Below are 24529 nucleotides of genomic sequence, written 5' to 3' on the forward strand. Positions count from 1 at the left end.
GTCAGCGCACCGCCCCGGTGTCCAAAGTGAACAGCTCGCGCAGCTGATCGGTGTTCAGCTCGCTGATCCATTCCTCGCCGGTGCCGACGACCGACGAGGCCAGCGCCTTTTTCCGCTCGATCATCGCGTCGATCTTCTCCTCGAGCGTGCCGGTGCAGATGAACTTGCGGACCTGCACATCGCGTGACTGTCCAATGCGGAAAGCCCGGTCGGTGGCCTGGTCCTCGACGGCCGGGTTCCACCACCGGTCGAAGTGGACGACGTGGTTCGCGGCCGTCAGGTTGAGGCCGGTGCCCGCCGCCTTGAGGGAAAGAAGGAAGAACATCGGCTCGTCGTCGGTCTGGAAGCGTTCGACCAGCTCGTCGCGCTTGGCCTTCGACAGTCCACCGTGGAGCCACAAGACCGGCCGGTCGAGGTGGGCGGCCAGGTACGGCTGCAGCAGCGAGCCCCACTCCGAGTACTGGGTGAAGACCAGCGCCTTGTCGCCGTCCTCGATGATCTCCTCGGCCAGTTCCTCGAGGCGGGCCAGCTTGCCCGAGCGGGACGGCAGCCGCGAGCCGTCCTTGAGCAGGTGGGCCGGGTGGTTGCAGACCTGCTTGAGCTTGGTCATCGCGGCCAGCACGTTGCCGCGGCGCTCGATGCCCTCGGTGTTCTCGATCGTGGCCATCATGTCCTCGACCACGGCCTGGTACAGCGTCGCCTGCTCGGGGGTGAGCGTGCACCAGACCTTCATCTCGTTCTTCTCCGGGAGGTCCGAGATGATCGTCTTGTCGGTCTTGAGGCGGCGCAGCACGAACGGGCCGGTCGCGCGCTTGAGGGCGGCCGCGGCGTCCTCGTCCTGGCGTACCTCGATCGGCTCCTGGAAGCGGCGCCGGAAGCGTTTGGCCGGGCCGAGCAGCCCGGGGTTGCAGAAGTCCATGATGGACCAGAGCTCGGCCAGGTGGTTCTCGACCGGTGTTCCGGTCAGGGCGATCCGGGTGCGCGCCTTGATCGTGCGCACGGCCTGAGCCTGACGTGTGCCGCTGTTCTTGATCGCCTGCGCCTCGTCGCAGACGACTCGCTCCCAGGCCACCTCATTCAAAGTGGACAAATCGCGCACTGCCGTGCCGTACGTCGTGATCACAAGGTCGGCTTCGTCGAGACCCTCCCGGCGGCGTGACCCGCCATGATGGACATACACCCGAATCGAGGGGGCGAACCGGGCGGCTTCCTTCTGCCAGTTGCTGACCAGAGACATCGGACAGATCAGAAGAGTCGGGCCCTTCTTGTCGGTCAGCAACAGGGACAGCGTCTGGGCCGTCTTGCCCAGCCCCATGTCGTCGGCGAGGATCCCGCCCAGTCCCAGGCGCGACAGGAAGTGCAGCCAGGAGAGGCCGCGTTCCTGGTACGGCCGCAGCGTGCCCTGGAAGCCGATCGGCGTCGGCAGCGGCGCGATCCGCTCGGCCGCCTGGCCGGAGAGCAGGTCACCGAGCTCACCGTCGGCGTCCACCTCGACCAGCGGCAGGTCCTCCTCGCCGCCGTCGATCACCTGCTGCAGCACCTCGCCCGCGGTGAGCTCGCCCTCGCGCCGGCGGTCCACCGCCCGCAGGGCCGCCCGGAGCTGCCGGTCGTCGAGCTCCACCCATTGCCCGCGTACGCGGACCAGCGGGACCTTGAGCCGGGCCAGCTCGGCCAGCTCCTCGGCGGTCACCGTGTGGTCACCGATGACCAGGTCGACCCGGAAGTCGACCAGCTGCTCCAGCCCGAAGCCCGAGGCCGCGGCGGCCCGGCTCTTCGAGGAAGATTTGGATCGCGTGGTCAGCTTGAGGCCGACGCCCTTGCGCCCGGCCCAGGCCGGCAGCTGCACCCCGAAGCCGGCCGCCTGCAGCAGCGGCGCCGCCTGCCGGAGGAAGTCGTGCGCCTCGCCGGTGGCCAGCTCCATGTCAGCCGGCTGCTGGTCGGTCAGCGCCACGTGCAGCAGCGGGAAGAGCCGGACCGCCCGGCCTAGCCCGGCCAGCAGCGTCTCGTCGGGCCGGGGTGGCAGGCCGGGGAAGCGGGCGCCCTCCCAGACGTCGGCGGCCGGCAGCCAGAGGCTCGGGTCCTCGGCCGACTGCAGGGCGAACGCGAGCCCCCAGGCGTCGGACTCCGGCGGCGGCTCGGTCAGCCGGAAGCTCACCCGGACCGGACCGTTGGCCTCGTTCGCGGCCCGCATCCAGTCGCCGAGGGCCGCGCCGAGCTCGCGCACCTCCTCGGGGCGGCTGCCGGGCAGTGCCGGGTCGTCGGCCGTGAGCGCGGCTATCCAGCGGTCGGGCAGCGGAGCCTTGGGCCCGGCCCGATGCCCGTACAGCAGGCGTTCCGGCATCACGGCCCGCGCGGCCGCATCGACCAGGGCGTCCAGCGCGTCGCGCAGCGTGCGGCCCAAACCGGTGTCGGCCGCCCGCACGACCGGGGGCATCGCCGCCGCGAAATCGCGGTAGGTGGCCGCGTCGGCGCCGGTGATGACCGGTCGCCAGCGGGCGGTGGGCACGCCGGCCTCGAGCACGAGCTGGGGGAGCATCCGCCCGCGCCGGGCCAGGTCATAGGCGAAGCCGGCCAGCAGCTGCAGGTAGCGCACGGAGGCGCCGAGCAGCCAGTCGTCGCCGGGGTCGAGGCCGGCCAGCGCGGTGAGCGCCTCCTGGCCGGGCGTGACCAGGGCCGGGATCTGATACGACCGCAGGCTGATCCGCTTGGGCGGCTCGTGCCCGAATTCGGGCGACGGCGCCGGCTCGCGGGTCGTCCCGGGCAGGCGCAGCGAGATCGTTTCGGGCGACATTTCCGGAAAATCCGGCAATGTGGCGCCCTCGGCCCAGATTGCGAGCCGACCCGGCAGCCAGCAACCCTGAATGACGAACACACCCACCCCCAAGCAACCGCATCGAGGGTACGACGGTGACCCGCGCCGCTGTCGTAGGCGGAACCGGGCACGTAATCTTCAAATCGTGACGGCTTACTCGGAGATGGACAGCATCCTGCAGCGCGCGGCCGACGGCGGCCGGATCACGCCCGAGGAGGCATTGCTGCTCTACACGGACGCGCCCTTCCACGCGCTCGGCGAGGCGGCCGACGCCGTGCGCCGTCGTCGGTACCCGGACGGCATCGTCACGTACCTGATCGACCGGAACATCAACTACACGAACGTGTGCGTCACCGCCTGCAAGTTCTGCGCCTTCTTCCGTGCGCCCAAGCACAAGGAGGGCTGGGCGCACCCGATGGAGGAGATCCTGCACCGGTGCGGCGAGGCGATCGACCTCGGCGCCACGCAGGTGATGCTGCAGGGCGGTCACCACCCCGAGTTCGGGGTCGAGTACTACGAGGACCTGTTCTCGAACGTCAAGCAGGCGTACCCGCAGCTCGCGATCCACTCGATCGGCCCCAGCGAGATCCTGCACATGGCCAAGGTCTCGGGCGTCTCGCTCGAGGAGGCGATCCTGCGGATCAAGGCGGCCGGGCTCGACTCGATCGCCGGGGCCGGCGCCGAGATGCTGCCGGACCGCCCGCGCCAGGCGATCGCCCCGCTCAAGGAGAGCGGCGCCCGCTGGATCGAGGTCATGACCATCGCGCACCGCAACGGGCTGTCCTCGACCGCGACGATGATGATGGGCACCGGCGAGACCAACATCGAGCGCATCGAGCACATCCGCATGATCCGCGACTGCCAGGACCTGGCCGTGGCCAACGGGTACCGCGACGACGCCGTCGAGACCTCGCACCAGGTCGGGGGCTTCCGGGCCTTCATCCCCTGGACCTACCAGCCGGAGAACAACCACCTGAAGGGCCGCACCCAGGCCACGACGATGGAATACCTCCGCTTCATCGCGGTCTCCCGGCTGTTCTTCGACAACGTCGCCCACCTGCAGGCGTCCTGGCTGACCACCGGCAAGGACGTCGGCCAGCTCGCGCTGCATCTCGGCGTGGACGACCTCGGCTCGATCATGCTGGAGGAGAACGTGATCTCCTCGGCCGGCGCCCGGCACCGCTCGAACCTGCACGAGCTGATCTGGATGATCCGGACGGCGGGCCGCATTCCGGCGCAGCGCGAGACGCTCTACCGCCACCTGGCCGTGCACTACACCGAGGCCGACGACCCGACCGACGAGCGGGTTGTCTCGCACTACTCCTCGATCGCGATGCCCGAGGGCGGCCGCAAGAACCTGCCGCTGGTCGAGGTCCAGTAGGCAGGCCTATTCAGGGGGTCACCCCTGGCCGTTCGGCCAGGTGGGGGTCAGGTAACCGGCGTGGGGAGGGTTGCTCCTCGGTAACGAGGCGCGTAAACCCCTTCACCACGCTGTTCACGCTAGTTACGTTCCTCTCGTAAGACCTGAGAACTTCCTTGGAACGTCAGGCGAGAGCTTGACTCCGCGGACCCGACCCGTTTGAGGTCGTATATATAACGCACAAGGAACGGGCGGGATGGGTGACCATCCCGCCCGTTCTGTTTTTCTTCGTGGAAGAGTTGCGAAGGTGACGCGCGCAGATCTGGACAAGCAGCCGCACGAGGTCGCCGAGATGTTCGACGGCGTGGCCAAGCGGTACGACCTCACCAACACCGTGCTCTCCTTCGGTCAGGACCGGGGATGGCGCCGGGCGACCCGGGCGGCGCTGGGGCTGCGTCCCGGCGAGCGGGTTCTGGACGTGGGCGCCGGCACCGGCGTCTCGACCGAGGAGCTGGCCCGGTCGGGCGCGTTCGCGGTGGGCGCCGACCTGTCGATCGGCATGCTGCGGGCCGGTCACTCGGTGCGGCCGGAGGTGCCGCTGCTGGCCGGGGACGCGCTGCGGCTCCCGTTCGCGGACGGCACGTTCGACGCGGTGACCATCTCCTTCGCGCTGCGCAACGTGGTGGACACCGACGGGGCGCTGCGCGAGCTGGGCCGGGTCACGCGACCGGGCGGCCGGCTGGTGGTGTGTGAGTTCAGCCACCCCGTCAACCCGGCGTTCCGCACGGTCTACCTGCAGTACCTGATGCGGTCGTTGCCGGCCGTCGCCCGTGGCGTGTCGAGCAACCCCGAGGCGTACGTCTATCTCGCCGAAAGCATCCGCGCCTGGCCGGACCAGGAAGGTCTGGCCGCTCGCGTCGGGGCCGCGGGCCCCTGGACGCGGGTCGGCTGGCGCAACCTCACCGGCGGCGTGGTCGCGCTGCATCGCGCCACTCGGGTATAAAACGGTCATTCGGCCTACGTGGCCGATAATCAGTGTTTTGCTGCACACATGACTGCATTCGGGCATCTAGAGGACACCGACATCGACATCGCCATCGACGACAGCGAAGCGGGCGAGCGGCGCGGCATGGAGCTGGCCGCCCGGATCCGCATGGTCGCCGCCGAGGACCCGGAACTCGCTCAGGACCTAGTAGATGAGCTGATCGTCGCCCTTGATCGCGCGATGGGCGGTACGTTTCGGGAGTACCTGGACCAAGAGTCGCGCAATGGAGCAGAGCGGGCCTTGACGGATAGCGGATCGGGCATTTCACCGGCGCGAAACAGTTAGGGTTGCCTAACCCGAACGAGCTTCGATGGCCGTCTTAGACTCCGATCTGGGCGTGCTTGTGAACTGTTTCACGAGCCCGCACGAGAGCGGAGGTGTGTTGTGGACAACGCAGCACCATCGGGGTCCATCGCCGACGAGGCCGACGTAATAGTCGTCGGCGCCGGCCCGGGCGGCTCGGCGGCGGCCTATCACATGGCGCGGCACGGCTTACGAGTGCTGCTGCTGGAGAAGACCGAGTTCCCGCGCGAGAAGGTGTGCGGTGACGGTCTGACGCCACGCGCGGTCCGGCAGCTCGTCCGCATGGGCGTCGACACCTCGGAAAAGGCCGGCTGGCTGCAGAACAAGGGACTGCGCGTCATCGGCGGCGGTGTCCGCCTCGAGCTCGACTGGCCCGACCTGGCCAGCTTTCCCAACTACGGCCTGGTCCGCACCCGGCTCGACTTCGACGACATGCTGGCCAAGCGCGCCACCGAGGCCGGCGCGCTGCTGCGCACCGGGGTGAACGTGACCGGACCGGTCCTCGACGGCGAGGGCCGGGCGATCGGCGTCACCGCCAAGGTCGGCGCCGACAAGGAACCGGTCGAGTTCCGTGCCCCGCTGGTGATCGCCGCCGACGGCGTCTCCGGCAAGCTTCCGCTGGCCATGGGCCTGGCCAAGCGCGACGACCGGCCGATCGGCGTCGCGGTCCGGCGCTATTACCACTCACCGGTACGCGCTGACGACGACTACCTGGAGTCCTGGCTGGAGCTGCGCAGCTCCACCGACCGCGACCGCCTGCTGCCCGGCTACGGCTGGATCTTCGGGCTGGGCGACGGCCGGGTCAATGTGGGCCTCGGCATCCTCAACTCGTCAAACGCCTTCGGCAAGACCAACTACCGGGCCATGCTCACCGACTGGCTGGCCGGCACCCCCGCCGACTGGGGCCTGCGCGACGAGGCCAATGCGGACGGCCCGATCCTGGGCGCCGCGCTGCCGATGGGCTTCAACCGCGTGCCGCACTACACGCGGGGCCTGATGCTGGTCGGCGACTCCGGCGGCATGGTCAACCCGATGAACGGCGAGGGCATCGCGTACGCGATGGAGTCCGGCGAGCTTGCCGCGGAGGTCGCCGTGCAGGCGCTCGCCCGGCCGGCCGGCGCCGACCGTGAACGCGCTCTCCGGGCCTATCCGACCGAGCTGAGCCTGCGTTTCGGCGGCTACTACCGCATCGGCGGGCTGTTCGTGAAGCTGATCGGAAACCCGCAGATCATGCGCATCGCCACCAAGCACGGCATGCCGCACCCGACGCTGATGCGGTTCGTCCTCAAGCTGCTGGCCAACCTGACCGATCCCCGCGGCGGCGACGCCATGGACCGGATCATCAATGGCTTGACCAAGGTGGCGCCGGCGGTATGAGAAGCCTGGCTACCCCGGTCGACGTCCCGCCGAATCGGATTAATAGTGTGAAGCGGCTAACGTTCGAGCAGGAGAGATCATGACGATCAACCCATACGTCCCGATCGTCGGGCTGATGGTCCTGGGCGCGCTCTTCGCGCTGTTCTCGGTCGGGATCGCGCCGATCGTCGGTCCGAAACGCTACAACCGGGCAAAACTCGACGCGTACGAGTGCGGGATCGAACCGGCTCCGCAGCCGATCGGCGGCGGGCGCTTCCCGGTGAAGTTCTACCTGACCGCGATGCTCTTCATCGTCTTCGACATCGAGACCATCTTCCTGTACCCGTGGGCCGTCTCCTTCGGAGCGCTCGGCGTGTTCGGGTTCGTGGAGATGGTCCTGTTCATCGTCACCGTCTTCGTCGCCTACACCTATGTGTGGCGACGCGGCGGCCTCAACTGGGACTGATGTGTCATGGGTATCGAAGAGAAACTCCCTGCCGGAATCCTGCTGACCTCCGTCGAGAAGCTGTCGAACTGGGCGCGTAAGTCGTCGTTCTGGGGTGCGACGTTCGGTCTCGCCTGCTGCGCCATCGAGATGATGGCGGCCGGCGGTCCGCACTACGACCTCGGCCGCTGGGGCATGGAGGTCTTCCGGGCCTCGCCCCGCCAGGCGGACCTGATGATCGTGGCCGGCCGGGTGAGCCAGAAGATGGCCCCGGTCGTCCGGCAGATCTACGACCAGATGCCCGAGCCGCGCTCCGTCATTTCCATGGGTGTTTGCGCGTCGTCCGGCGGAATGTTCAACAACTACGCGATCGTGCAGGGCGTGGACCACATCGTCCCGGTCGACATCTACCTGCCGGGCTGCCCGCCGCGGCCCGAGATGCTGATCGACGCCATCCTCAAGATGCGCGAGAAGGTCATGCACCAGCCGCTCGGCCCGAACGGCCGCAAGATGCTCGAGGCGCGCCGGGCCGAGGGCAAGCTGCCGATCGTGGCGCCCGGCGCCATGCCCTCGTCGTACCGGGTGGACAAGACCCGGCGTGCCGAGTGGACCCAGGCCGTCAAGGAAGGCCGCGAGGAACAGCTGCGGATCGAGAACTGGATGAAGCTGCAGCCGCACCTGCGGGAGGGTGGGAAGTGAGCATCGAATCGACCGGCGGCGTGCCGGTCAACGCCGAGCCCGTCGGTGCCGACATCGACGCCCCGGCCCAGGTCCCGTCCAGCCCGCAGAAGGGCATGTTCGGCATCACCGGCACCGGCGACGTCTCCGGCTTCGGCGGCCTGGTCCGCCGCCGGCCCGACGTGGTCGGCAGCCCGAAACCGTACGGAAGCTACTTCGACGAGGTCACCGATGCCCTCGAGGAGGCGTACCCGCTGTTCGCCGACGCGATCGAGAAGGTCGTCGTCGACCGGGACGAGCTGACCCTGCACATCAAGGCAGAGAAGATCGCCGAGGTCGCGCAGATCATGCGGGACGACGAGTCGCTCCGCTTCGAACTGTGCTCGTCGGTGTCCGGTGTGGACTACCTGAACAGCGACGCCCGGCGGCTGCACGTCACGTACCAGCTGACCTCGATGACGTACCGCCGCCGCGTGCGCCTCGAGGTGGCCGTGCCGGTCGACGTCCCCGTACCGAGCGTGACCAGCGTCTACCCCACCGCCGACTGGCAGGAGCGGGAGACGTACGACATGTTCGGGGTCGTCTTCACCGGCCATCCCAACCTCACCCGGATCCTCATGCCGGACGACTGGGAGGGCCACCCGCAGCGCAAGGACTATCCGCTCGGCGGCGTGCCCGTCGAGTACAAGGGCGCCGAGATTCCGCCTCCTGACCAGCGGAGGGTCTACCAGTGACTACACCCGGGTATGCAACCGAGCGAGAGACCACCGAGGGCCGCGTCTTCACCGTCACCGGCGGCGACTGGGACACGATCACCGGCAGCATCGACCCGCTGTCGAACGAGAAGATCGTCGTCAACATGGGCCCGCAGCACCCGTCCACGCACGGCGTGCTCCGGCTCGTGCTGGAGCTCGAGGGCGAGACGGTCACCGAGTGCCGCCCGGTCATCGGCTACCTCCACACCGGCATCGAGAAGAACCTCGAGTACCGCAACTGGACCCAGGGCACCACGTTCGTGACCCGGGCCGACTACCTGGCTCCCCTGTTCAACGAGGCCGCTTACTGCCTCGCGGTGGAGAAGCTGCTGGGCATCACCGACCAGATCACCGAGCGGGCCACCACCATCCGGGTGCTCTTCATGGAGCTCAACCGGATCGCGTCGCACCTGGTCTGGATGGGCACCACGGGCCTGGAACTCGGCGCGATCTCGATGATGCTGTACGGCTTCCGCGAGCGCGAGTACATCCTGGACATCTTCGAGGAGACGTCCGGGCTGCGGATGAACCACGCGTACTTCCGCCCCGGCGGCGTCGCGCAGGACATCCCCGACTCGGCGATCAAGAAGATCCGCGACTTCCTCGTCTACATGCCGAAGAAGCTCAAGGAGTACGAGGCCATGCTCTCGGGCCAGGTCATCTGGCACGAGCGCACACAGGGTGTGGCCATCCTCGACGTCACCGGCTGCCTGGCGCTCGGCATCACCGGTCCGGTGCTGCGCTCGGCCGGCCTGGCCTGGGACCTGCGCAAGACGATGCCCTACTGCGGGTACGAGAACTACGAGTTCGACGTGCCGACCGCGAACACCGCCGACGTGTGGGGCCGCTACCAGGTGCGGATCGCCGAGATCCGGGAGTCCCTCAAGATCGTGGAGCAGGCGCTCGACCGGTTGAAGCCCGGCCCGATCTTCGTCGCGGACAAGAAGATCGCCTGGCCGGCCCAGCTCGCGGTCGGCATCGACGGCATGGGCAACTCGCTCGAGCACGTCGCCAAGATCATGGGTCAGTCGATGGAGTCGCTGATCCACCACTTCAAGCTCGTGACCGAGGGCTTCCGGGTCCCGCCCGGCCAGGTCTACATCGGTATCGAGAGTCCGCGCGGAGAGCTCGGCGTGCACGCCGTATCGGACGGCGGCACCCATCCGTACCGCGTGCACCTGCGCGACCCGAGCTTCGTGAACCTCCAGGCCATCCCGGCGATGGCCGAAGGTGCGCTGCTGGCCGACGTCATCGCCGGCGGCGCATCCGTGGACCCCGTGATGGGTGGGTGTGACCGCTAAATGTCCGACACGACTATCGAGTTCTCTCCGGCCGCCGCGCCGCTCGCGGAGAAGCTGCTCCCGGCCGCGCTCGAGATCATCGCGCGCTACCCCGAGGGCCGCGGCCGCTCGGCGCTGCTCCCGCTGCTGCACCTGGTGCAGACCGAGGAGGGCCACGTCAGCCCGAACGGCGTGGCCTTCTGCGCCGAGGTCCTGGGCATCAACAAGGCCCAGGTCGGCGCCGTCGCCACGTTCTACACGATGTACAAGCGGCGGCCCACCGGCGAATACCTGGTCAGCGTCTGTACCAACACGCTGTGCAACATGATGGGCGGCCAGGAGGTCTACGACCGGCTCAACGAGCACCTGGGCGTGGGCCACGACGAGACCACATCGGACGGCCGGATCACGCTCGAGCACGCCGAGTGCCTGGCGGCCTGCGACTACGCGCCGGTGGTGACGGTCAACTACGACTTCGCCATCGACGAGGCCACTCCGGAATCGGCGATCGAGCTGGTGGAGAACCTGCGCAAGGGCGAGCGGCCGGCGCCGGTACGCGGCGCCCGGCTCTGTTCGCTCAAGGAGATGCAGCACCAGCTGGCCGGGTTCGCCGACGAGCGTGAGGGCGCGGTCGCCGACGGGCCGGCCGGCGTGCCCACGCTGCGCGGCGTGAACCTGGCCCAGCAGCACGGGATCGCGGTGCCGAACTTCCATCTCGACGCCCCGATCGCCAAGACCAAGCCGGCTCGCGAGGAGACGAAGTGACGCAGCCACGGCGTGAGGTTCTCGAGAAGCTGACCCCGGTCCTCACCAAGCGCTGGCTCTCGCCGGACGCCTGGAAGATCGACGTCTACGAGCGGCTGGACGGGTACGCGGCCCTCAAGAAGGCGTTCGACGTGCACCCCGACGACCTGATCCAGCTGGTCAAGGACTCGGGTCTGCGCGGCCGCGGCGGGGCGGGCTTCCCCACCGGTCTCAAGTGGTCGTTCATCCCGCAGGGCGACGGCAAGCCGCACTACCTGGTCATCAACGCCGACGAGGGCGAACCGGGCACGTGCAAGGACCTGCCCCTGATGACCTACGACCCGCACTCGCTGATCGAGGGCGCGATCATCGCCTCGTACGCGATCCGGGCCAACCGCGCCTTCATCTACATCCGCGGTGAGGCGGTGCACGCCGCTCGCCGGCTGCGCAGCGCGGTCAAGCAGGCGTACGCGAAGGGTTATCTCGGCCGGAACATCCTGGGCACGGGCTTCGATCTCGATCTGGTCGTGCACTCGGGCGCCGGCGCGTACATCTGCGGCGAGGAGACCGCGCTGCTGGACTCGCTGGAGGGCTTCCGCGGCCAGCCCCGGCTGCGCCCGCCCTTCCCGGCCATCGCCGGCCTGTACGCCAGCCCGACGGTGGTCAACAACGTCGGCACCATCGCGTCGGTGCCGTACATCGTGCTGGGCGGCGCCGACTGGTGGAAGAGCATGGGCACCGAGAAGTCGTCGGGCCCGATGATCTACTCGCTCTCCGGCCGGATCGCCAATCCCGGCCAGTACGAATGCGGCCTCGGCATCACCCTGCGCGAGCTGATCGAGCTGGCCGGCGGCATGAAGCCCGGCCACAACCTGAAGTTCTGGACGCCGGGTGGTTCGTCGACCCCGCTGCTGACGGCCGAGCACATCGACACCGCGATGGACTTCGAGGGCGTCGCCGCCGCGGGCTCGATCCTGGGCACCACGGCCATGCAGATCTTCAGTGACCAGGACTGCCCGGTGTACGCGACCTGGCGGTGGCTGGAGTTCTACCACCACGAGTCGTGCGGCAAGTGCACCCCGTGCCGGGAAGGCAACTACTGGATGGTCCGCACCTACCGGCGGATCCTCTCCGGCGAGGGCACCTACGGCGACCTCGACACCCTGCAGGACACCGCCGACAACATCTTCGGCCGGTCGTTCTGCGGCCTGGGTGACGGCGCCGCGACGCCGGTCATCTCGACGTTGAAGTTCTTCCGCCAGGACTACCTGGACTACATCGAGGGCCGCACCCCGCCGCGTCTGTCGGCCAAGGCCCTGGTTGGAGCTCACTGATGGCAGCAAGGAGCGTCAGCGCAACGAGGCACGCAGGCTGCGCCAGCCCCGCTGTCGCCATCGAAGGGAGGCTCAGGTGACGGACGTTGCCAAGAAGACCGATACCGTCACGCTCACGATCGACGGGATCGAGGTCACCGCCGATAAGGGCGAGCTGGTCATCCGGGTCGCCGAACGGATGGGCATCGCGATTCCCCGGTTCTGCGACCACCCGCTGCTCGCCCCGGCCGGCGCCTGCCGCCAGTGCCTGGTCGAGATCGAGGGGCAGCGCAAGCCGGTCGCCTCCTGCACCCAGGCGGTCGCCGAGGGCATGGTCGTGCACACCCAGCTCACCTCCGAGGTGGCCGACAAGGCCCAGCACGGCGTGATGGAGCTGCTGCTGGCCAACCACCCGCTGGACTGCCCGACCTGCGACAAGGGCGGCGAGTGCCCGCTGCAGAACCAGGCGATGTCCAACGGCCGCACCGACTCCCGCTTCCACGAGCACAAGCGGGAGTACGAGAAGCCGATCCACATCTCCAGCCAGGTGCTGCTCGACCGTGAGCGGTGCATCCTGTGCCAGCGCTGCACCCGGTTCTCCGAAGAGATCGCCGGCGACAAGTTCATCGACCTGATGGACCGCTCCTCGGGCGAGCAGATCAACGTGTACCGGGACGACTTCTTCGGCGGCGACGGCACGGGTGACGGGCAGGCCGGCGACGGGGAAGGCGACGTCCCCTTCAACTCGTACTTCTCCGGCAACACGATCCAGATCTGTCCGGTGGGCGCGCTCACCGGCGAGCAGTACCGCTTCCGGGCCCGCCCGTTCGACCTGGTCTCCACGCCGACCGCCTGCGAGCACTGTGCGGCCGGCTGCTCGATGCGCGCCGACCACCGCCGCGGCAAGGTGCTGCGGCGCCTGGCCGGCGACGACCCGGCGGTCAACGAGGAGTGGAACTGCGACAAGGGCCGGTGGGGCTTCCGCTACGCCACCGCCAACGACCGGATCATGAACCCGCAGATCCGCGACGCGAACACCGGCGAGCTGCGCGAGGCGTCGTGGAGCGAGGCGTTGCTCTTCGCGGCCGAGGGGCTCAAGGCGGCCCGGTCCGCCGGTGGCGTCGGGGTGCTCACGGGCGGCCGGCTCACGGTCGAGGACGCGTACGCGTACGCGAAGTTCGCCCGGGTCGCCCTCGGCACGAACGACATCGACTTCCGGGCCCGCCCGCTCAGTGCGGAGGAGGCCGGCTTCCTGGCGTCCTCGGTGGCCGGCGGCGTGTCCGACGTGACCTACGACGACGTGGAGAACGCTCCGGTCGCGGTCATCGTGGGCCTCGAGCCGGAGGAGGAGTGCCCCATCCTCTTCCTGCGGCTGCGCAAGGCGGCCGACAAGCGCGGCCTGCGGGTCACGGCCGTCGCGCCGTACCTGACCCGGGGCTTCGCCAAGATGAGCGCGACGCTGGTCGCGGCCGCGCCCGGCGACGAGGCCCGGCTGCTGGCCGACGACCCGGCCGTGGCCGCGGCACTCGGCACCCCGGGCGCGCTGCTGATCGTCGGCGAGCGGCTGGCGAGCGTGCCGGGCGGTCTGTCCGCCGCGGCTGCCGCCGCCGAGCGCACCGGCGCCCGTCTCGCGTGGGTGCCGCGCCGGGCCGGTGACCGCGGCGCGGTCGACGCCGGCTGCCTGCCCAACCTGCTGCCCGGCGGCCGTCCGGTCGCCGACCCGGCGGCCCGCGCCGAGCTCTCGCTGGCCTGGGGCCTCGAGGCCGGCGGCCTGCCCAGCCAGGTCGGGCGCGACACCGACGCGATCGTTGCGGCGGCCGCGAACGGCGCCCTCGGCGGCCTGCTGGTCGCCGGCGTCGACCCGGGTGACCTGGCCGACCCCCGGCTCGCCGAGCAGGCGCTCGACCGGGCCGGGTTCGTGGTCAGCCTCGAGATCCGTGGCAGCGCGGTGACCCGCCGCGCCGACGTGGTGTTCCCGGTCGCCCCGGCCCAGGAGAAGTCCGGCACGTTCATGGACTGGGAGGGCCGGCTCCGCTCGTTCGGGACCGTCCTGCCGACCACGGCGATGACCGACGGCCGGGTGCTCGAGGCGATCGCCGCCCTACTCGATGTCTCGCTGGGCACCGGCGACGTGATGTCGATCCGGCGCGAGCTGGGCGCGATGCCGCCGAGCAAGGCCGACCGCCCGGCGCTTCCGACCGTGGCCCCGGCCGCGGCCCCGCAGCGGGCGGCGAACGAGGCCGTGCTCGCCACCTGGCATCACCTGATCGACCAGGGCTCGATGCTCGACGGCGACGACGTGCTCAAGGGCACGGCCCGGCCGCCGGTGGTGCGGATCGGCAAGGACCTGGCCGAGTCGCTCGGTGTCGCCGAGGGTGATGCGGTCACCGTCAGCACCGACCGCGGCGGCGTGACGCTGCCGGCGGCGATCACCGACCTGCCCCCGCAGGTGGCATGGCTTCCCACCAACTCGCCGGGCGCGACGGTGCGTCGCAGCCTCGGCGCTACCTCGGGCGCGGTGGTCCGGCTCTCCGCCGGCAATCCGGGTCCGATCCTCGCCGAGGGGGCGAACGCATGAACTCCATGATCGTGGCGGCGCACGCCGAGGACCCGACGCTGCCGTTCCAGGACGTCTGGTGGATCTCGCTGATCAAGCTGCTCGGCGTCTTCGTGATCCTGCTGCTGCTGACGCTGTTCACGATCAACTACGAGCGCAAGGTCGTGGCCCGGATGGCAGTCCGGCCCGGGCCCAACCAGGTCGGGCCCAAGGGCTGGCTGCAGAGCCTCACGGACGGCCTGAAGCTGCCGTTCAAGGAGGAGATCATCCCGAAGACCGCCGACAAGGTGGTCTATTTCATCGCGCCGGTGATCTCCTGCACCACGGCCTTCACGGCCTTCGCGGTCATCCCGTTCGGCGGCATGGTCAACATGTTCGGCCACCGGACCGCGCTGCAGCTCACCGACGTGCCGGTCTCGGTGCTGGTGCTGCTGGCCTGCTCCTCGATGAGCGTGTACGGCGTGGTGCTGTCCGGCTGGGCGTCCGGCTCGACCTACCCGCTGCTGGGTGGTCTGCGGTCGAGCGCGCAGATGATCTCGTACGAGGTCGCGATGGGTCTCTCGATCGTCGCGGTCTTCATGACCGCCGGTTCGATGAGCACTTCGCAGATCGTGGCGGCGCAGGCGGAGGGCAACCCGGTCCACGTCCTCGGCATGGACCTGACCACCCCGAGCTGGTACGCGGTGCTGCTCTTCCCCAGCTTCGTGATCTACATGATCGCGGCGGTCGGCGAGACCAACCGGGCGCCGTTCGACCTCCCCGAGGCCGAGTCCGAGCTGGTCGGCGGTTTCCACACGGAGTACTCGTCCTTCAAGTTCGCCATGTTCTTCCTGGCCGAGTACATCAACATGATCACCGTGTCGGCGTTTTGTACCACGCTCTTCCTCGGTGGGTGGCGTGCACCATGGCCGATCACCGCGATCTGGCACGGCGCCAACTCCGGCTGGTTCGGGCTGATCTGGTTCTTCGTCAAGGTCCTGATCTTCCTGTTCGGCTTCATCTGGCTGCGGGCGACCCTGCCCCGCATGCGCTACGACCAGTTCATGCGCTTCGGGTGGAAGGTCCTCATCCCGGTCAACCTGGTGTGGATCCTCTTCCTCTCGTACGTGAAGGTCGCGAACAACCACCTGTCCGACCGCGACAAGTGGCTGACGATCGGCGGCATCGTGGTCGTCGTCCTGGCGGTCGCCATGTTCTGGCCGGCGAGCCGCAAACCGAGGCAGGTCTCCATCGAGGAACAGTTGGCCGCCCGCCCACCGGGCAGCTTCCCGGTGCCCCCGATCGACCTGCAGGTACCCCCGAGCCCGCGGGCACGCCGCGCGGTGGCCGAACGCACCCCCGCCACCGTCGGCGGCGATACCGAAACCAAGGAGGTGTGACGTGGGGACGTTCACGGGCTCGTTCAAGGGCTTCGGAGTGACCTTCGCGCACATGTTCCGCAAGGTCATCACGACCGACTATCCGTTCTCGCCGCCCACGCCGGCGCCGCGATACCACGGCCGGCACATCCTCAACCGGCACCCGGACGGCCTCGAGAAGTGCATCGGCTGCGAGCTGTGCGCCTGGGCCTGCCCGGCCGACGCGATCTACGTCGAGGGCGGGGACAACACCGACGAACAGCGGTTCTCGCCCGGTGAGCGGTACGCGTCGATCTACCAGATCAACTACGCGCGCTGCATCTTCTGCGGCCTGTGCATCGAGGCCTGCCCGACCCGTTCGCTGACCATGAGCAACGAGTACGAGCTGGCCCGCGACAGCCGGCAGGACCTGATCTTCACGAAGAAGGAGCTGCTGGCTCCGCTGCTGCCGGGCATGGAGCAGCCGCCGCACCCGATGCGCCTCGGCGACACCGACAAGGACTACTACGTCGGCGCGCTCACCAACCCGGGCACCTCGGCCGGGGCCGAGCGCGCGCCGTGGTCGACCAACGAGGCCTCCGACGGCACCGGCGAGTCCGCGAAGGAGGCAGCCCGATGAGTCACGTCTCCACCGGGGAGGCCTGGGCCTTCTGGATCCTCGGCTCGATCGCGGTGATCGGCGCGCTCGGCATGGTGCTCGCCCGCAACGCGGTGCACTCCGCGCTCTGGCTCGTGCTGACCATGCTCTGCCTCGGCTTCTTGTACGTGGTCAACGCGGCGCCGTTCCTCGGGGCCGTGCAGATCATCGTGTACACCGGCGCGATCATGATGCTGTTCCTGTTCGTGCTCATGCTGGTCGGCCGGGATGCCTCCGACTCGTTGATCGAGACGCTACGCGGCCAGCGGGTCGCGGCGATCATCCTCGGCGTCGGTTTCGCGATCCTGGTCGGCACCGGCATCGCCCGGGCGCTCGGCGACACGACGGCGGTCGGCCTGGAGACGGCCAACGCCGCGCGCGGCGGCAACGTGCAGGGCCTGGCCGCGCTGCTGTTCACCAACTACGTCTTCGCCTTCGAGATCACGTCGGGCCTGCTGATCACGGCGGCCGTCGGCGCGATGGTGATGGCGCACGTCGAGCGGGCCAAGGAGGACATCGCCGATCAGGTCACCCGGATGACCCGGCGGTTCCGGCCCGGCAACTACCCCGGCCCGAAGCCCGGTCCCGGCGTCTACGCGAACACGATGTCGGTGGCCGTGCCGGCCCGGCTGCCCGACGGCAACGGCGCCGAGCGGAGCATCTCGCCGATCCTTCCGGTGCGTGAGCTCAGCGCCACAGAAGCGGCTCCGAAAGGAACCGAAAAATGACCGTCGACTATTACCTCATTCTCGCGGCGATCCTGTTCACCATCGGCGCCACCGGGGTGCTCGTCCGCCGCAACGCGATCGTGCTGTTCATGTGCATCGAGCTGATGCTCAACGCGGCGAACCTGGCGCTGGTCACCTTCAGCCGGATCAACGGCAGCCTCGACGGTCAGATCATCTCGTTCTTCGTGATGGTCGTCGCGGCGGCCGAGGTCGTGGTGGGCCTCGCCATCATCATGTCGATCTTCCGTACGCGACGCTCGGCGAGCGTCGACGACGCGAACCTTCTTAAGTACTAAAGGGGCCTTCCTGTGGAACAGACAGTGGAGTATGCCCACGCGACGGGGACGCTGAGCGGAATCTGGCTTTTGGTAGCCATTCCGCTCGCCAGCGCCGCGGTCCTGCTGCTCCTCGGCAAGCGGGCCGACAAGTGGGGACACTGGCTCGGCGTCCTCGCGGTGGCGGCCTCCTTCGTGCTGGGGCTGGTCTTCTTCATCAGTCTTGCCGGGCTCGACGCCGACAAGCGCTCGGCTGAGCTGAGCATGTGGGACTTCATCTCCGTCGGTGGGCTGCATGTCGACTTCGGCATTCTCTTCGACCCGCTGTCCGGCGTCTTCGTCCTGCTGATCACCGGCGTTGGCTCGCTGATCCACCTGTACGCGGTCGGCTACATGGAGCACGACCCGGGACGCCGCAAGTTCTTCGGGTACTTCAACCTCTTCGTCGCTGCGATGTTGCTGCTGGTCCTCGGCAACAACTACGTGATGCTGTACTTCGGCTGGGAGGGCGTGGGTCTCGCCTCCTACCTGCTGATCTCCTTCTGGTACAACCGCCCGTCGGCGGCCACCGCCGGCAAGAAGGCATTCCTGATGAACCGGGTCGGCGACGCCGGCCTGGCGGTCGGCATCTTCCTGATGTTCGCGACGCTGGGCACCACCCAGTACCAGGAGGTCTTCAACGGGCTCGGCTCGCTGTCGGCGACCACGGTGCTGGTCCTGGGCATCCTGCTGCTGCTCGGCGCGGCCGGTAAGTCCGGCCAGTTCCCGCTGCAGGCGTGGTTGCCCGACGCGATGGAGGGCCCGACCCCGGTCTCGGCCCTCATCCACGCCGCGACCATGGTCACCGCGGGCGTCTATCTGATCGCCCGGTCCAACTACATCTTCTCGGCGAACAGCACGCTGCAGATCATCGTGGTCAGCGTCGGCGCGCTCACGCTGCTGATGGGCTGCATCATCGGCGCCGCCAAGGACGACATCAAGCGGGTCCTGGCCTGGTCGACGGTCAGCCAGATCGGCTACATGTTCCTCGGCGTCGGCCTGGGCGGCGGTGCGTACGCGCTGGCGATCATCCACCTGCTAGCGCACGGCTTCTTCAAGGCCAACATGTTCCTCGGGGCCGGTTCGGTCATGCACGGCATGCACGACCAGGTCGACATCCGCCGCTTCGGCGGCCTCTCGAAGTACATGCGCTGGACCTGGCTCACGTTCATGATGGGCTGGCTCGCGATCATCGGCATCTTCCCGTTCTCGGGCTTCTTCTCGAAGGACCCGATCATCGAGGCGGCCTACTCGCGCGATGACTGGACGGCCTGGCTGTTCGGCACGCTGGCCCTCATCGGCGCCGCACTCACCGCGTTCTACATGACCCGGCTCTTCGTGCTGACGTTCCACGGGCCGGAGCGGTACACCGAGGAGAACAAGCACCCGCACGAGTCGCCGTTCATCATGACGATCCCGCTGATGCTGCTGGCCCTCGGCTCGATCGTCGCCGGTTACCTGCTGTCCACCAGCATTCCGGACTGGCTGGAGCCGGTCACCGGTTCGGGCGAGGGCGAGCCGGTCATGGCCAAGTGGCTGATCACCACGCTCACACTGGCCCTCAGCATCGGCGGCGCGTTGTTCGCGTGGTCGCTGTTCCGCCGCGGCACCGCCCTGCAGGAGCAGCCGGCCGGCGTGGTGGTCACCGCGGCCCGGCGCAACCTCTACACCGACGCGTTCAATGAGGCGGTGTTCGAGCGCCCCGGCATCTACCTGACCCGGGCCCTGGTCTACCTCGACAACAAGGGCATCGACGGCATCGTGAACGGCATAGCCGCCGGCATCGGCGGGAGCTCCGGACGACTACGAAGGCTCCAAACCGGCTTCGTTCGGTCGTACGCCCTCTCCATGCTCACCGGCGCCGTGCTCGTGGTTGGCGCCTTCCTCGCGATCCAGCTGGGGTGGTTGGCGTGAACGACTTTCCCTTCCTGGGCATCCTGACCCTGCTGCCCCTGGTGGGCGCGGTCGTGGTGGCGCTCATCCCGCGCCGCAACGCCGAGCTCGCCAAGTTGGTGGCCCTGATCTGGTCGCTCGCGGTGCTGGTGCTCAGCATCGTCATGTGGATCGCCTTCAAGGTCGGCGGCGACCGGTTCCAGTTCCACGAGTCGTACGCCTGGATCCCGGCCTGGGACGCCCGGTTCACCTTCGCGGCCGACGGCATCGCGCTGGTCATGCTGCTGCTGATCGCGGTGCTGACCCCGGTCGTGATCCTCGCGTCCTGGCACGACGTCGACCAGGGACAGCGCTCCGCGCCGGTCTACTTCTCGCTGCTGCTGGCCTTCGAGTTCACGATGATCGGCGTCTTCGCGGCCGCCGACGTGTTCCTCTTCTACGTGTTCTTCGAGATCATGCTGATCCCGATGTACTTCATCATCGGGTCGTTCGGCGGGGCCCGCCGGCAGTACGCGGCGGTGAAGTTCTTCCTCTACAGCCTGGTCGGCGGTCTGTTCATGCTGGCCGCCGTCATCGGCCTGTGGGTGGTCGGTGGGCACACCTTCGACTTCGCCAAGCTGAGCGAGTCGGTCAGCCAGATCGACCAGAACACGGCCCGCTGGCTGTTCCTCGGCTTCTTCGTGGCCTTCGCGATCAAGGCGCCGTTCTTCCCGTTCCACACCTGGCTGCCGGACGCCGGTGGTGCCGCCCCGGCGGGCGCGGCCGCGCTGCTGGTCGGCGTGATGGACAAGGTCGGCACCTTCGGCATCCTGCGGTACTGCCTCCCGCTGTTCCCGGAGGCGTCCCGCTGGTTCGCGCCGGCCGCTTTGGTGCTGGCCGTCATCGGCATCATCTACGCGGCGTTGCTGGCGGTCGGGCAGAACGACCTCAAGCGGCTCGTCTCGTACACGTCGATCGCCCACTTCGGCTTCATCGGCATCGGCATCTTCGCCTTCACCACGCAGGCGGGCACCGGCGCGGTGCTCTACATGGTCAACCACGGCCTGGCCACCGGCCTGCTGTTCATCGTGGTCGGCATGTACGTGGCCCGGCGCAATTCGAACCTGGTCAGCGACTTCGGCGGGGCCGGCAAGCTGACCCCGGTCCTGGCCGGTGTGCTGCTGTTCGCCGGTCTCGCCTCGCTGGCGCTGCCCGGCACGGCGCCGTTCGTCAGCGAGTTCCTGGTGCTGATCGGCACGTTCACGGTGCACAAGGCGTACGCCGTCGTCGCGACCGCGGGCATCATCCTCGCCGCCGCGTACGTCCTCTGGATGGTGCAGCGCACCACCCAGGGCACGCTGAACCCGGCTCTCGAGGAGATACCGGCGATGCGCAAGGACATCACGCTGCGCGAGAAAGTCGTGGTCGCGCCGCTGATCCTCCTGCTCATCCTGCTCGGCTTCTACCCGAAGCCGGTCATCGATGTGATCAACCCGGCCGTCCAGGCAACCATGCAGGACGTCGGATCCACCGATCCAGGCCCGACGGCGGTCACCGCCAACGGAGGGGCGCGTTAGCCATGGAACCCCTGAAACTTCCTGCCATCGACTACGTCGCCCTGGCACCGATGCTGATTCTGTTCGGCGTCGCCTGCGTCGGGATCGTCGTCGAGGGGCTCGTCCCGCGTTCGTCGCGGCACCCCGTCCAGCTCGGGCTGGCGTTCCTCGGGATCATCGCGGCGTTCGTCATGGTGATCGTCTCGCACGGCAAGCGGCTGGTGACCATCGGCGGCGCGGTCGCCGTCGACGGGCCCACGCTGTTCCTGCAGGGCGCGATCCTGGTGCTCGGCGCCGTCTCGCTGATGCTGATCGGTGAGCGGTCGATCGAGAAAGGTGGCGCGTTCGTCTCGCAGGCGGCGATCACCGTCGGCTCGCAGAAGGACCTGCGCCAGGCGAGCCAGCAGCCCGGTGCGACCGAGGTCTACCCGCTGACGATCTTCGCGCTCGGCGGCATGCTGCTGTTCGTCTCGGCGAACGACCTGCTGACCATGTTCGTCGCGCTCGAGGTCTTCTCGCTGCCGCTCTACCTGCTGTGCGCGCTCGCCCGGCGGCGCCGCCTGCTCAGCCAGGAGGCGGCGCTCAAGTACTTCCTGCTCGGGTCGTACGCGTCGGCGTTCTTCCTCTTCGGTGTGGCCCTCATCTACGGCTTCTCGGGCGGCATCCGGCTCAGCGACGTGCACGCCGGCGTCGCCAACCCGAAGCAGAGCGAGGTGCTGCTGTACGCCGGCATCGCGCTGCTGGCGATCGGCCTGCTGTTCAAGGCCGCGCTGGCGCCGTTCCACGTGTGGACGCCCGACGTCTACCAGGGCGCGCCGACGCCGATTACCGCGCTGATGGCGGCCTGCACCAAGGTCGCCGCCTTCGGCGCGCTCCTGCGGATCCTGTACGTGGCGTTCGAGGGTGTCCGCTGGGACTTCCAGCCGGTCCTCGGCGTGGTCGCGGTCCTCACAATGCTGGTCGGTGCGGTCCTGGCGGTCACGCAGACCGACATGAAGCGGCTGCTCGCCTACTCCTCGATCGCGAACGCGGGTTACCTCATGGTGGGCGTGCTCGCGCTCAACAAGGAGGGCCTGAGCAGCACGATGTTCTACCTGGTCGCGTACGGGTTCTCGGTGCTCGCGGCCTTCGGCATCGTGACGCTGGTGCGCGACGCGGACGGCGAGGCCACCCACCTTTCCCGCTGGGCGGGGCTCGGGCGCAAGAGCCCGCTGTTCGCCGCGACGTTCACGTTCATCCTGCTGGCCTTCGCCGGTATCCCGCTGACCAGCGGTTTCACCAGCAAGTTCGCGGTCTTCGGGGCGGCGGTCGAGGGTGGGCAGACCTGGCTGGTCATCTTCGGTGTGATCACCAGCATGCTGATCGCCTTCCCGTACCTGAGGGTGGTCGTCATGCTCTGGCTGAGCGAGCCCGGTGAGTCGACGCCCACGGTGTCGATCCCCGGCTTCCTGACGTCGGCGGCGCTGGCCATCGGCGTGATCGCGACGCTGGCGCTGGGCGTCGTCCCGGGCCCGTTGATCGACCTCACCCAGGACGCGGCGCAGTTCGTGCGCTGATCTTTCGTCGAGCGGGCCCCGGCATCTGCCGGGGCCCGCTTCCATGTAGTCCGAAAATGATTGCTGGTTCAGGCCGCGGGCGCACCGCCACTCGCCCGCAAAGGTTGCGGATTAACTGCGCACAGCGAACATTTCCCCGGCAAGGGTCTCGCGGCGGCCGGTGAAAGTTTGCGGACTAGCGCGCGCGATGAACCGAAGGGCTTCAAGCTTCGGCAGGAAGGGTGGCGGGGGAGATCGAACCCCGCCCGCGCTTCCCGTCATTAGTCGCATATCGCCCGCTGAGACGGCTGGGGCGCTGTGCGGAGGATCTCGGCCTGAGAATTCGGGTCCGAAGGGTGCTCGGCCGCGTCCTGGCTGGAAATGATCGTCGGCAGCGGGGTGAGGATTGTCGAAGATGTACCGGTGGGCCCGCCCGGTGGTGGACGCGGAGCGTGACCACCCACTCGGCTGTACGTGGAAGGCAAGGGATTTCGCTGAACCTCGTACGATGTGGGGGATTTGAACTTGATCTTGCGGAAGGCACCCCTGGGACGGGAAGTGTCGGACCCATGTGGCATCGTGAAAGCGTGGTGAGCACCGGTGACTTGACGCTGTCGTCGCTTGGCCTCGACGTCGACCCTGTGGTCGATGCGTCGGTCACGGCGACGCTGGCCGCTGTGGAGGAGGCGCTGCGGGCCAACGTGGCCAGCGCCGATCCGTTGGTGGCCGAGGCTGCGCGGCATCTCGCCGATGCCGGTGGCAAGCGGTTCCGGCCGCTGTTGGTGGCGCTCGGGGCGCAGTTCGGCGATCCGGCGTCGCCCGAGATCATTGCCGCGGCAAATGTGGTGGAGCTGACCCACCTGGCGACGCTCTATCACGACGACGTCATGGATGAGGCGACCGTGCGGCGGGGTGCGCCCAGTGCGAATTCGCGCTGGGGCAACTCGGTGGCGATCCTCGTCGGTGACTATCTGTTCGCGCGCGCGGCCGACATCGCGGCCTCGCTCGGGCCCGAGGCCGTCCATCTGCAGGCGCGCACGTTCGCGCGGCTGGTGCACGGGCAGATCGCCGAGACCGTCGGGCCGCGCGGCGAGGACCCGATCGAGCACTACCTGCACGTCATCACGGAAAAGACCGCCTCGCTGATCGCCACCTCGGCGCGGTTCGGCGGGCTGTTCTCGGGCGCGCCGAGCGAGTTCGTCGAGGCACTCGCGGGTTACGGCGAGACGATCGGCATCGCCTTCCAGCTCTCCGACGACCTGCTCGACATCGCGTCCGACTCGGTGCAGTCGGGCAAGACCCCGGGCACCGACCTGCGCGAGGGCGTGCCGACGCTGCCGGTGCTCTACGCGCTGGCCGGCGACGATACCGACGCGTCGGCGGTGCGGCTGCGCGAGATCCTCGCGACCGGGCCGATCACCGACGACGCCCTGCATGCCGAGGCGCTCGGGCTGCTGCGCGAGTCGGCGGCGATGAAAAGGGCGCGCGAGACCGTCCGCACGTACGCCGAGGAGGCGCGGGCCCAGCTGGCTCCGCTGCCGGCCGGTGAGGCCAAGCGTGCGATGGAAGCGCTCTGCGACTTCATCGCCGACCGCACGAGCTGAGCAGGCCGGCGAGCTGAGCGGGCCGGGCGAGCCGAGCCGGCCGGGTGCGCCGAGCCGGCCGGGTGCGCCGAGCCGGCCGGGTGCGCCGAGCCGGCCGGGTGCGCCGAGCCGGCCGGGTGCGCCGAGCCGGCCTATGCGCCGCGCGGGCCGAAGGAGCTGAGCATCCGGCTCCCGAGCAGCATCAGCGCGGCCGCGCTCACCATCGCGGCGGCCGCGACGACCCACATCGTCGGGTAATCGGCGAGGGCCGCGACCGCGCCGAGGCCGAGCGGGCCCA

Annotated in this window: 19 protein-coding genes and 1 pseudogene; 19 read left to right on the forward strand and 1 reads right to left on the reverse strand. The window is 68.8% G+C overall.

What is annotated here, in order from left to right:
* Position 1 precedes the first annotated feature (1 nt).
* Positions 2-2791 carry a DEAD/DEAH box helicase gene (locus tag A3CQ_RS0132570; RefSeq protein ID WP_020515142.1) on the reverse strand — a complete coding sequence of 930 codons (2790 nt, stop codon included), beginning with the start codon at positions 2789-2791 and terminating at the stop codon, positions 2-4.
* Positions 2792-2975: 184 nt separating this feature from the next.
* Here A3CQ_RS0132570 and mqnC point away from each other — a divergent pair, with 184 nt between their 5' ends.
* The 19 genes and pseudogenes from mqnC (at position 2976) to A3CQ_RS0132665 (ending at position 24252) form a co-directional block, all read left to right on the forward strand.
* A complete protein-coding gene (gene mqnC, locus A3CQ_RS0132575; protein ID WP_020515143.1) occupies positions 2976-4193 on the forward strand; it encodes a cyclic dehypoxanthinyl futalosine synthase in 1218 nt (405 codons plus the stop codon).
* 235 nt (positions 4194-4428) lie between these two features.
* On the forward strand, positions 4429-5175 hold the full coding sequence (locus tag A3CQ_RS0132580; protein WP_051115419.1) for a demethylmenaquinone methyltransferase: 747 nt from the start codon (positions 4429-4431) through the stop codon (positions 5173-5175).
* A 48-nt stretch (positions 5176-5223) separates the two neighbouring features.
* Complete coding sequence (locus tag A3CQ_RS0132585; protein WP_020515145.1) at positions 5224-5502, forward strand: hypothetical protein; 279 nt, start codon at positions 5224-5226, stop codon at positions 5500-5502.
* A gap of 99 nt (positions 5503-5601) precedes the next feature.
* Complete coding sequence (locus A3CQ_RS0132590; RefSeq protein WP_020515146.1) at positions 5602-6897, forward strand: geranylgeranyl reductase family protein; 1296 nt, start codon at positions 5602-5604, stop codon at positions 6895-6897.
* Positions 6898-6976: 79 nt separating this feature from the next.
* Positions 6977-7342 (forward strand): NADH-quinone oxidoreductase subunit A, encoded by a 366-nt coding sequence (locus A3CQ_RS0132595; RefSeq protein WP_020515147.1) that lies wholly within the window; start codon positions 6977-6979, stop codon positions 7340-7342.
* Positions 7343-7348: 6 nt separating this feature from the next.
* Positions 7349-8020, forward strand: coding sequence for a NuoB/complex I 20 kDa subunit family protein (locus tag A3CQ_RS0132600; RefSeq protein WP_020515148.1), 672 nt, complete (start codon positions 7349-7351; stop codon positions 8018-8020).
* Positions 8017-8733 (forward strand): NADH-quinone oxidoreductase subunit C, encoded by a 717-nt coding sequence (locus A3CQ_RS0132605; protein WP_020515149.1) that lies wholly within the window; start codon positions 8017-8019, stop codon positions 8731-8733. Before A3CQ_RS0132600 ends, A3CQ_RS0132605 begins: the two co-directional genes overlap by 4 nt.
* The gene (locus A3CQ_RS0132610; RefSeq protein WP_020515150.1) at positions 8730-10055 is read left to right on the forward strand and encodes an NADH-quinone oxidoreductase subunit D; all 1326 of its coding nucleotides are present in this window, start codon (positions 8730-8732) and stop codon (positions 10053-10055) included. Before A3CQ_RS0132605 ends, A3CQ_RS0132610 begins: the two co-directional genes overlap by 4 nt.
* A pseudogene (gene nuoE / locus A3CQ_RS0132615) lies at positions 10056-10763 on the forward strand (NADH-quinone oxidoreductase subunit NuoE); the annotation flags it as partial.
* A 32-nt stretch (positions 10764-10795) separates the two neighbouring features.
* Positions 10796-12112, forward strand: a complete 1317-nt coding sequence (nuoF, locus tag A3CQ_RS0132620; protein ID WP_020515152.1) for an NADH-quinone oxidoreductase subunit NuoF — start codon at positions 10796-10798, stop codon at positions 12110-12112.
* Positions 12113-12188: 76 nt separating this feature from the next.
* On the forward strand, positions 12189-14669 hold the full coding sequence (locus A3CQ_RS0132625) for an NADH-quinone oxidoreductase subunit G (RefSeq protein WP_020515153.1): 2481 nt from the start codon (positions 12189-12191) through the stop codon (positions 14667-14669).
* Between the two features lie 5 nt (positions 14670-14674).
* Positions 14675-16027 (forward strand): NADH-quinone oxidoreductase subunit NuoH, encoded by a 1353-nt coding sequence (gene nuoH / locus A3CQ_RS0132630; RefSeq protein WP_020515154.1) that lies wholly within the window; start codon positions 14675-14677, stop codon positions 16025-16027.
* Position 16028: 1 nt separating this feature from the next.
* On the forward strand, positions 16029-16625 hold the full coding sequence (nuoI, locus tag A3CQ_RS0132635) for an NADH-quinone oxidoreductase subunit NuoI (RefSeq protein WP_020515155.1): 597 nt from the start codon (positions 16029-16031) through the stop codon (positions 16623-16625).
* Positions 16622-17371, forward strand: coding sequence for an NADH-quinone oxidoreductase subunit J (locus A3CQ_RS0132640; RefSeq protein ID WP_020515156.1), 750 nt, complete (start codon positions 16622-16624; stop codon positions 17369-17371). Before nuoI ends, A3CQ_RS0132640 begins: the two co-directional genes overlap by 4 nt.
* Positions 17368-17667 (forward strand): NADH-quinone oxidoreductase subunit NuoK, encoded by a 300-nt coding sequence (gene nuoK, locus A3CQ_RS0132645; protein ID WP_020515157.1) that lies wholly within the window; start codon positions 17368-17370, stop codon positions 17665-17667. Before A3CQ_RS0132640 ends, nuoK begins: the two co-directional genes overlap by 4 nt.
* Before the next feature lie 12 nt (positions 17668-17679).
* Complete coding sequence (gene nuoL, locus A3CQ_RS0132650) at positions 17680-19599, forward strand: NADH-quinone oxidoreductase subunit L (RefSeq protein ID WP_026206453.1); 1920 nt, start codon at positions 17680-17682, stop codon at positions 19597-19599.
* The gene (locus A3CQ_RS0132655; protein ID WP_020515159.1) at positions 19596-21134 is read left to right on the forward strand and encodes an NADH-quinone oxidoreductase subunit M; all 1539 of its coding nucleotides are present in this window, start codon (positions 19596-19598) and stop codon (positions 21132-21134) included. The genes nuoL and A3CQ_RS0132655 overlap by 4 nt, the downstream gene beginning before the upstream one ends.
* A 2-nt stretch (positions 21135-21136) precedes the next feature.
* Positions 21137-22669: an NADH-quinone oxidoreductase subunit NuoN gene (gene nuoN / locus A3CQ_RS0132660; protein ID WP_020515160.1), complete on the forward strand. Its 1533-nt coding sequence runs from the start codon at positions 21137-21139 to the stop codon at positions 22667-22669.
* 548 nt (positions 22670-23217) lie between these two features.
* Positions 23218-24252 (forward strand): polyprenyl synthetase family protein, encoded by a 1035-nt coding sequence (locus tag A3CQ_RS0132665; protein WP_040433405.1) that lies wholly within the window; start codon positions 23218-23220, stop codon positions 24250-24252.
* The last annotated feature ends 277 nt before the right edge of the window (positions 24253-24529 follow it).

Source organism: Paractinoplanes globisporus DSM 43857 (assembly GCF_000379645.1).
Taxonomy (GTDB): Bacteria; Actinomycetota; Actinomycetes; order Mycobacteriales; family Micromonosporaceae; genus Actinoplanes; species Actinoplanes globisporus.

Bases quoted from the DNA above. Each gene is read 5' to 3' on its own strand.
- A3CQ_RS0132570 (WP_020515142.1), bottom strand. From the start codon at position 2,791: ATGTCGCCCGAAACGATCTCGCTGCGCCTGCCCGGGACGACCCGCGAG.
- mqnC (WP_020515143.1), top strand. From the start codon at position 2,976: ATGGACAGCATCCTGCAGCGCGCGGCCGACGGCGGCCGGATCACGCCC.
- A3CQ_RS0132580 (WP_051115419.1), top strand. From the start codon at position 4,429: ATGGGTGACCATCCCGCCCGTTCTGTTTTTCTTCGTGGAAGAGTTGCG.
- A3CQ_RS0132585 (WP_020515145.1), top strand. From the start codon at position 5,224: ATGACTGCATTCGGGCATCTAGAGGACACCGACATCGACATCGCCATC.
- A3CQ_RS0132595 (WP_020515147.1), top strand. From the start codon at position 6,977: ATGACGATCAACCCATACGTCCCGATCGTCGGGCTGATGGTCCTGGGC.
- A3CQ_RS0132600 (WP_020515148.1), top strand. From the start codon at position 7,349: ATGGGTATCGAAGAGAAACTCCCTGCCGGAATCCTGCTGACCTCCGTC.
- nuoH (WP_020515154.1), top strand. From the start codon at position 14,675: ATGATCGTGGCGGCGCACGCCGAGGACCCGACGCTGCCGTTCCAGGAC.
- A3CQ_RS0132640 (WP_020515156.1), top strand. From the start codon at position 16,622: ATGAGTCACGTCTCCACCGGGGAGGCCTGGGCCTTCTGGATCCTCGGC.
- nuoK (WP_020515157.1), top strand. From the start codon at position 17,368: ATGACCGTCGACTATTACCTCATTCTCGCGGCGATCCTGTTCACCATC.
- nuoN (WP_020515160.1), top strand. From the start codon at position 21,137: ATGGAACCCCTGAAACTTCCTGCCATCGACTACGTCGCCCTGGCACCG.
- A3CQ_RS0132665 (WP_040433405.1), top strand. From the start codon at position 23,218: ATGTGGCATCGTGAAAGCGTGGTGAGCACCGGTGACTTGACGCTGTCG.